Genomic DNA, 6949 nt, shown 5'->3' on the forward strand with positions numbered 1-6949 from the left:
GGAATGATAGGCCTTGCCTGCCGCGTCCGGGCTATGATCGCCGCATACCGTCATGGAGTGCGCATGCGCATCATCAGCTTCAACGCCAATGGCCTGCGATCGGCCGCCAACAAGGGCTTCTTCGACTGGTTCCGCTCCCAGGAGGCCGACGTGTTGTGCGTTCAGGAAACCAAGGCGCAGGAACACCAGCTCGGCGATGCGGCGGGCTTGAAAGCGGAGTTCCGCCCTGACGGTTACAAGGCATGGTTCAAGGACGCCAGCACCAGGAAAGGCTACAGCGGCGTGGCCATCTACAGCCGCCGTGAACCCGATGAAGTCCGCACCGCGATGGGCTGGGCACCGTTCGACGACGAAGGCCGCTACATCGAAGCGCGCTTCGGCAATCTCAGCGTGGTCTCGTTCTACATTCCCTCCGGTTCCTCCGGCGACGAGCGCCAGGGCTTCAAGTTCGAGGTCATGGAGTGGCTCAAGCCGCGCCTGGACGAATGGCTCGCCAGCGGTCGGGACTACGTGCTGTGCGGCGACTGGAACATCGTCCGTTCGCGCCTGGACATCAAGAACTGGACCAGCAACCAGAAGAACTCCGGCTGCCTGCCGCCCGAGCGCGACTGGCTGAACGGCCTGTGCGCCGACGACAACGGCTGGGTCGACAGCTACCGCGCGCTGCACACCGACGGCCAGGACTACACCTGGTGGAGCAACCGCGGCGCCGCCCGCGCCAACAACGTCGGTTGGCGCATCGACTACCAGCTGGCGACGCCGTCGCTGCGCGACAAGCTGAAGGCCTGTTCGATCGCGCGCGACCCGCGCTTCTCCGACCACGCCCCCTTCACCGTCGACTATGAGCTCTGACGTCGCCGCCAAGCCGGCGCGCAGAGGCTGGCAACTGGTCCTGGCCAACCTGAGCCAGCCCAAGGTGCTGGTGATGTTGTTGCTGGGCTTCAGCTCCGGCATCCCGCTGTACCTGGTCGGCAACACCCTCGGCTTCTGGATGCGCGAAAACGCGATCGAGCTGTCGACGATCGGTTTCCTGTCGTGGGTGGGTCTGGCCTATTCGCTGAAGTTCCTGTGGGCGCCGCTGGTCGACAAGCTCGATGCACCGCTGATTGGACGATGGCTCGGCCGCCGCCGCGGCTGGATGCTGCTGTCGCAGATCGTGGTTGCCCTGGCCCTGGTGGGCATGGCGCTGGTGCAGCCGCAGCAGGGCCAGCTGGTGCTGGCCGGCGTGGTGCTCGATCAGTTGCTGGTGTTTGGCGCGCTGGCGCTGGTGGTGGCGTTCGCCTCGGCGACCCAGGACATCGTCATCGACGCCTGGCGCATCGAGATTGCCGACAGCAACGAGCAGCAGGGCCTGCTGACGTCGACCTCGGCGCTGGGCTACCGCGGCGCGCTGCTGGTCACCGACGCCCTGATCCTGATCTTCGCCGCCCACGTCGGCTGGTCGATGTCGTACCAGCTGATGGCCGCGCTGATGGGCGTGGGCATGGTCGCGACGCTGGCGGCGCGCGAACCGGCGGCCAGCGTGCTGGCGGCGAAGACGCCGCATCCGGCGTTGTTCACCGCCAAGGGCCTGTTCGACGCCCTGATCGGCCCGTTCGTGGTGTTCTTCCGCGATCACGGCAGCTGGGCGCTGCTGATGCTGGTGACGATCAGCCTTTACCGAATGCCGGACTTCGTGTTCGGCCCGATGGCCAACCCGTTCTATGCGGACCTTGGGATCGACAAGGAAACCGTCGGCGCCGTGCGCGGTTCGTTCGGCCTGGTGGCGACCGTCGTCGGCATCGCTGCGGCAGGCCTGTCGGCGCTGCGCTTTGGCTTCATCGCCACGCTGTTGGCCGGTGCCGTGCTCGGGCCCGCATCCAATCTTTCCTTCGCCTACCTGGCCCACCACGGCGCGGACCCCGGCGTGTTCACCGCGGCGATGGTGATCGACAACTTCTGCAACGGCTTCGCCGGCGTGGCCCTGATCGGCTACATGTCGAGCCTGACCAACGTTGGCTACACCGCCACCCAGTACGCCCTGCTCAGTTCGTTCTATGCGCTGCCGGGCAAGTTCCTGAAGGGGCTTTCCGGGGTCGCGGTCGAGCATCTGGAAGTGGGGCGCAGTTTGCTCGACGCCTATTCGCTATTCTTCGTGGGTACGGCCCTGATCGGCGTGCCTGCGTTGCTGCTTTGCCTGATACTGGCCGTGCGCCGTCCCGGCGCGGCGCCTGGTGCGCCGGCGGCCAATGGTTTAACCGGGTAGACCGTGCTCACGTGAAGCACGCTGCCTGTGTAAGGAGTACCCATGACCGACATCATCCTGCACGACATCGATCCGGTGCTCCTGGATCGCATCAAGCGCGTCGCCAGCCAGAGCGGCTGGGGCATGCAGGAGTCGCTGATGCATCTGCTTGAGCACGGCCTGTTCGCCTGCGAGTCCGAACTGGCCGCGCGCTTCACCGACTCCGACGCAATGGCCCTGCAGTCGGCGATCGCCGCACTCGAGGGAATCCCCAGCGACCCCGGCTATGCCCTGATCGGCCGCGTCGAACGGCCGGAGGACGTGAAAACGCCGACGCTGGAACAGCAGGGACTGACCGACATCGACCGCGACCTGCTCGACTTCGTCAAGAAGTCCTCGGGCGCATAGGCCTGCCAGGCGGCCCTTCAGGCCGGATGGATCGACCCGAGCACGCGCGGACCGCGGGCGCCACTGACGCTGGGCAGGTTGCCGGGCAGGCCGGACAGCGTCTGCCGGGCCAGCCACGCAAAGCCCATGGCCTCGACGAAATCCGGGTCGACGCCATGGCGTGCGGTCGATTCGACGGTGGAGTCGGGCAGGTGCTGGCCGATCGCCGCAAGCAGGCGCGGGTTATGCACGCCGCCGCCGCAGGCCAGTACGCGACGGGTGTCGGGCTGGTGCGCGAGGAGGGCATCGGCAATCGTGATCGCGCTCAGTTCCAGCAGCGTCGCCTGCACATCCGCCGACGCTTCCGTGCCGGTCAGCCGCGCCTGCAGCCAGTCGAGGTGGAAGTGTTCGCGGCCGGTGCTCTTCGGTGGCGGCAGCATGAACCACGGATCGTCGAGCAGGCGCGCGAGCAGCTCGGCGTCGAGCCGTCCCTGCGCCGCGAACGCGCCGCCGGCATCGTAGGTCTGGCCGGTATGGCGCTGGCACCAGGCATCGAGCAGGCAGTTGGCCGGCCCGGTGTCGAATCCGCGCACAAGACCTTGCGCCGGCAGCAGCGTGAAGTTGGCGATGCCGCCCAGGTTGAGCACTGCGCGGTCTTCGCCTGCGCTGTGCAGCAGTGCGGCATGCAGCGCCGGCAGCAGCGGGGCGCCGTGGCCGCCGGCAGCCACGTCGCGGCGACGGAAGTCGGCGACCGTGGCGATGCCGGTGCGCTCGGCGATCAGGTTGCCGTCGCCGAGCTGCCAGGTGAAGGGGTGCTGTCCGTTGAAGCGGGCGCCTTCTGGGCGATGGCGCACGGTCTGCCCGTGCGAGCCAATCGCAAGCACCTGCGCCGGGCCGACACCGGCCTCGCCTAGAAGCTGCTGCGTCGCCGCTGCGAAGGCCTCGGCAATCTGCACGTCGAGCGTGCCGATCTCGTCCAGTGATTGCGCTTCGCCGCCCTGGCCCAGCGCCACCAGGCGCTCGCGGATGCCCGCGTCCCAGGCGTAAGTACGGCCCAGGAGCAGTTCGACGTCGTGTTGCGAGAAACGCACCAGCGCGGCATCGATGCCGTCGGCGCTGGTGCCCGAGATCAGCCCGACGAACAGGCCATCGACTGGGCTGCCGGCCGGCCCGGCGTGGAGCGCGGGCACGTCAGGCCTTGGTCTTGGCGGGCTTGGTTGCCTTGCCAGGCGCCTTGGTGGGCGCAGGAGCCGGCGCATCGGCGTCGGCGTAGATGATGTTCTCGACCTTCTGGATCCGTGCCAGCGCCACGCCGGTCTGGGCGCGGAACTGCGCCAGCGCGGCACCCGACAGCGGCTCCGGCGGCGGCATGGTGATCGACAGCGGATTGCGGTGCACGCCGTTGACGCGGAACTCGTAGTGCAGGTGCGGGCCGGTCGACATGCCGGTGGTGCCGACGTAGCCGATCACCGTGCCCTGGGCGATGCGCTGGCCCGGACGGATCTTGCCGATGCGCGACATATGGCCGTACAGCGTGGTGTAGCCGCGGCCGTGGTCGAGGACGACCGCGTTGCCGTAGCCGCCCATCCAGCCGGCCGACTGCACGCGTGCGTCGCCGGCGGCCATGATCGGCGTGCCGGTGCGCGCGGCGTAGTCCACGCCCTTGTGCATGCGGGTGCGGCCCAGGACCGGGTGCTTGCGGGTGCCGAAGTTCGAGGTCAGGCGCGCATACGGGATCGGCATGCGGATGAAGCTCTTCTTCAGCGGACGGCCATCGCCGGTGAAGTACTCGGACTTGCCATTGCGCTCGAAGCGGAAACCGGTGTGCAGCTTGCCGCCGGTGGTGAAGGTCGCCGCCAGCACCGGACCGGTGCGCAGCAGTTCGCCTTCGCGCCAGGTCTGCTCGACCACCACGCTGAAGCGGTCGTCGGCGCCGACGTCTTCGTTGAAGTCGATGTCGTACTTGAAGATCTCGTCGGTCAGCGTGTTGATGTTGCTGCCCGACAGGCCCAGCTTGCGGCCCGAGCGGAACAGCGACTTGCCGACCTTGCCGCTGATCACGACGGTGCGGCTCTCGGTCGGACGGACCAGCACCTTCTCGGTGATCTTGTCGCCGGCCAGGCTCAGTTCGACGCGGTGGCTGTCGTCGCGGTCGTAGCGGAACGTGCGCAGCTCGCCGGGTTGGCCGTTGGTGCCCTGCGGCAGGTCGAACGCGAGTTCGGTGCCGGGCTTGAGCCGGGTCAGGATCGCCTTGTCGCCCGACTCATCCAGGATCCGGTGCATCGTCGCAGCCGGCAGGTCGAGATCTTCGAACACCGCGCCCAGGGTCTGGCCGCGTTCGATGCGGACGATCTGCCAGCTGTCGCCGTTGTGGCCTTTCAGGCGCGACAGCGGCAGCGGCGGCAAGGCCAGCGCCAGCGAGCTGCGCTGCGTGTGCAGCGGCTGCTTGCTGGCGGCGGGACCGAAACCGGGGACAATGGCGGCAACCAGAACGCCGAGCGTCGCGAACAGGCTCGCGTGAGCCCACTGCCGACGCGACCAGCGACCGTTGAATCCATTGGAAGCGCCAGTGGCCAGCACCGGTCGGTGCAGAGCGGCTTCGCGCAGGGCCTTGAGGCGCTCGCGCCGTTCCGTACCGCTATCGTGTGCTGTCATTTGAGGTATCTCGCGCGCTGGTGTGAAGGCCGCGTTGCCGCGTTACCATAGTGACGCGAGAAGTGTGCGTCAAACCCTTGTCCTGAATAGGGTTTTTCGTCACAGCTCGGTACCCGGATGTTTAACTTTGGTTTAACCCGAATCCATGACGGTGATCGCACTTCGCGTTCACCATTCACATTGCGAGCCCCAGCCTTGTCCCCCCAGTCCCCAGCCTCCGTCCAAGACGCCCTAGACCTGATCGGCCGCGGTGCCGACGAGATCCTCAAGCGCGAGGAGCTGGAGGCCCGCCTCAAGCTGGGCCGCCCCCTGCGGATCAAGGCCGGCTTCGATCCGACCGCCCCGGACCTGCATATCGGCCACACCGTCCTGCTGAACAAGATGCGCCAGTTCCAGGACCTGGGGCACCAGGTGATCTTCCTGATCGGCGACTTCACCGGAATGATCGGCGACCCGACCGGCAAGAACGTCACCCGCAAGCCGCTGACCCGCGAGGACGTGCTGGCCAACGCCCAGACCTATGCCGACCAGGTCTTCAAGGTCCTGGACAAGGAGCGCACCGAGGTCCGCTTCAATTCCGAGTGGTTCAGCAAGATGGACGCGGCCGACATGATCAAGCTGGCCGCCCAGCACACCGTGGCGCGCATGCTCGAGCGCGACGACTTCGCCAAGCGCTATGCCGCCCAGCAGTCGATCGCGATCCATGAATTCCTGTATCCGCTGGTCCAGGGCTACGACTCGGTAGCGCTGAAGGCCGACGTCGAGCTCGGCGGCACCGACCAGAAGTTCAACCTGCTGATGGGCCGCGGCCTGCAGGAGCACCACGGCCAGCCGCCGCAGATCGTGCTGACCATGCCGCTGCTGGAAGGCCTGGATGGCGTCAACAAGATGTCCAAGTCGCTGGGCAACTACATAGGCATCAACGAGCCGGCGATCGACATCGTCACCAAGACGATGAAGATCGACGACGTATTGATGTGGCGCTGGATCGACCTGCTCAGCTTCGAGATCTCGATGGCGGAAGCGGCCAAGCTGCGCGCGGACATAGAAGCGGGGCAACTGAACCCGCGCGACCTGAAGATGCGCCTGGCGCGCGAGCTGGCAGCGCGATTCCACGGCGAATCCGCGGCGGAACAGGCGGTGGCGGGCTGGAATGCCGCGGTTCGCGGCGAGGGCGATACCGCTTCGCTACCGCTGACGGACGTGCCGGTTCCGGCCGAGGGCATGCGCATCGCTGCGTTGCTGACGGCTGCGGGCCTTACGCCCAGCAACTCCGAAGCCAACCGCAAGCTCAAGGAGCGAGCGGTGCGCATCGATGGTGAAGTGATCGAAGACGCACAGCGCGTCTTCGCGCCAGGCTTCGAAGGCGTGCTCGCAGTAGGCAAGCGCACCTTTGCACGCGTACGCCTGACAGCAGCCTAAGCCCGCGACATATCCCTTCTCCCGCTTGCGGGAGAAGGTGCCCCGAAGGGGCGGATGAGGGCGCTCTTTGCTTGCGTTACATGCATCGCGATTGCGCCCAAGGCGCGCAAAACACCGCCGCGCAACGCGATGAACAATGACATCGCAAACGTCAACAAAAATTCGCAAAGAATTTTTCGATTTACCCCTTCCATTCCCCGTTGTGCATGTGCACAATGCGCGCCCCGCCACGGTGAACTTCACGCGGCGGGACGCGGAAAA

6 protein-coding genes are annotated in these 6949 nt (G+C 66.7%); 4 read left to right on the forward strand and 2 right to left on the reverse strand.

The window, feature by feature from the left end; genetic code table 11:
• Positions 1-63: 63 nt before the first annotated feature.
• The 3 genes from AC3A3X_RS15045 to AC3A3X_RS15055 are packed head-to-tail and all read left to right on the forward strand — an operon-like array spanning position 64 to position 2632.
• Positions 64-852: an exodeoxyribonuclease III gene (locus AC3A3X_RS15045; protein WP_487583833.1), complete on the forward strand. Its 789-nt coding sequence runs from the start codon at positions 64-66 to the stop codon at positions 850-852.
• A complete protein-coding gene (locus AC3A3X_RS15050) occupies positions 842-2245 on the forward strand; it encodes an AmpG family muropeptide MFS transporter (protein ID WP_487583834.1) in 1404 nt (467 codons plus the stop codon). The genes AC3A3X_RS15045 and AC3A3X_RS15050 overlap by 11 nt, the downstream gene beginning before the upstream one ends.
• A 42-nt stretch (positions 2246-2287) precedes the next feature.
• Entirely contained in the window at positions 2288-2632 is a 345-nt protein-coding gene (locus AC3A3X_RS15055; RefSeq protein WP_487583835.1) for a hypothetical protein, read from the forward strand.
• Between the two features lie 17 nt (positions 2633-2649).
• Here AC3A3X_RS15055 and AC3A3X_RS15060 read toward each other — a convergent pair whose 3' ends face one another.
• Positions 2650-3801: an anhydro-N-acetylmuramic acid kinase gene (locus tag AC3A3X_RS15060; protein WP_487583836.1), complete on the reverse strand. Its 1152-nt coding sequence runs from the start codon at positions 3799-3801 to the stop codon at positions 2650-2652.
• Between the two features lies 1 nt (position 3802).
• Positions 3803-5266, reverse strand: coding sequence for a peptidoglycan DD-metalloendopeptidase family protein (locus AC3A3X_RS15065; RefSeq protein WP_487583837.1), 1464 nt, complete (start codon positions 5264-5266; stop codon positions 3803-3805).
• A gap of 195 nt (positions 5267-5461) precedes the next feature.
• Between AC3A3X_RS15065 and tyrS the strand changes: the two genes are divergently transcribed.
• Positions 5462-6688, forward strand: a complete 1227-nt coding sequence (tyrS, locus tag AC3A3X_RS15070; protein ID WP_487583838.1) for a tyrosine--tRNA ligase — start codon at positions 5462-5464, stop codon at positions 6686-6688.
• Positions 6689-6949: the final 261 nt, after the last annotated feature.

It is taken from the genome of Lysobacter sp. Soil_N_23 (genome assembly GCF_057656135.1).

Bases quoted from the DNA above. Each gene is read 5' to 3' on its own strand.
- AC3A3X_RS15065 (WP_487583837.1), bottom strand. From the start codon at position 5,266: ATGACAGCACACGATAGCGGTACGGAACGGCGCGAGCGCCTCAAGGCC.
- AC3A3X_RS15050 (WP_487583834.1), top strand. From the start codon at position 842: ATGAGCTCTGACGTCGCCGCCAAGCCGGCGCGCAGAGGCTGGCAACTG.
- AC3A3X_RS15045 (WP_487583833.1), top strand. From the start codon at position 64: ATGCGCATCATCAGCTTCAACGCCAATGGCCTGCGATCGGCCGCCAAC.
- AC3A3X_RS15055 (WP_487583835.1), top strand. From the start codon at position 2,288: ATGACCGACATCATCCTGCACGACATCGATCCGGTGCTCCTGGATCGC.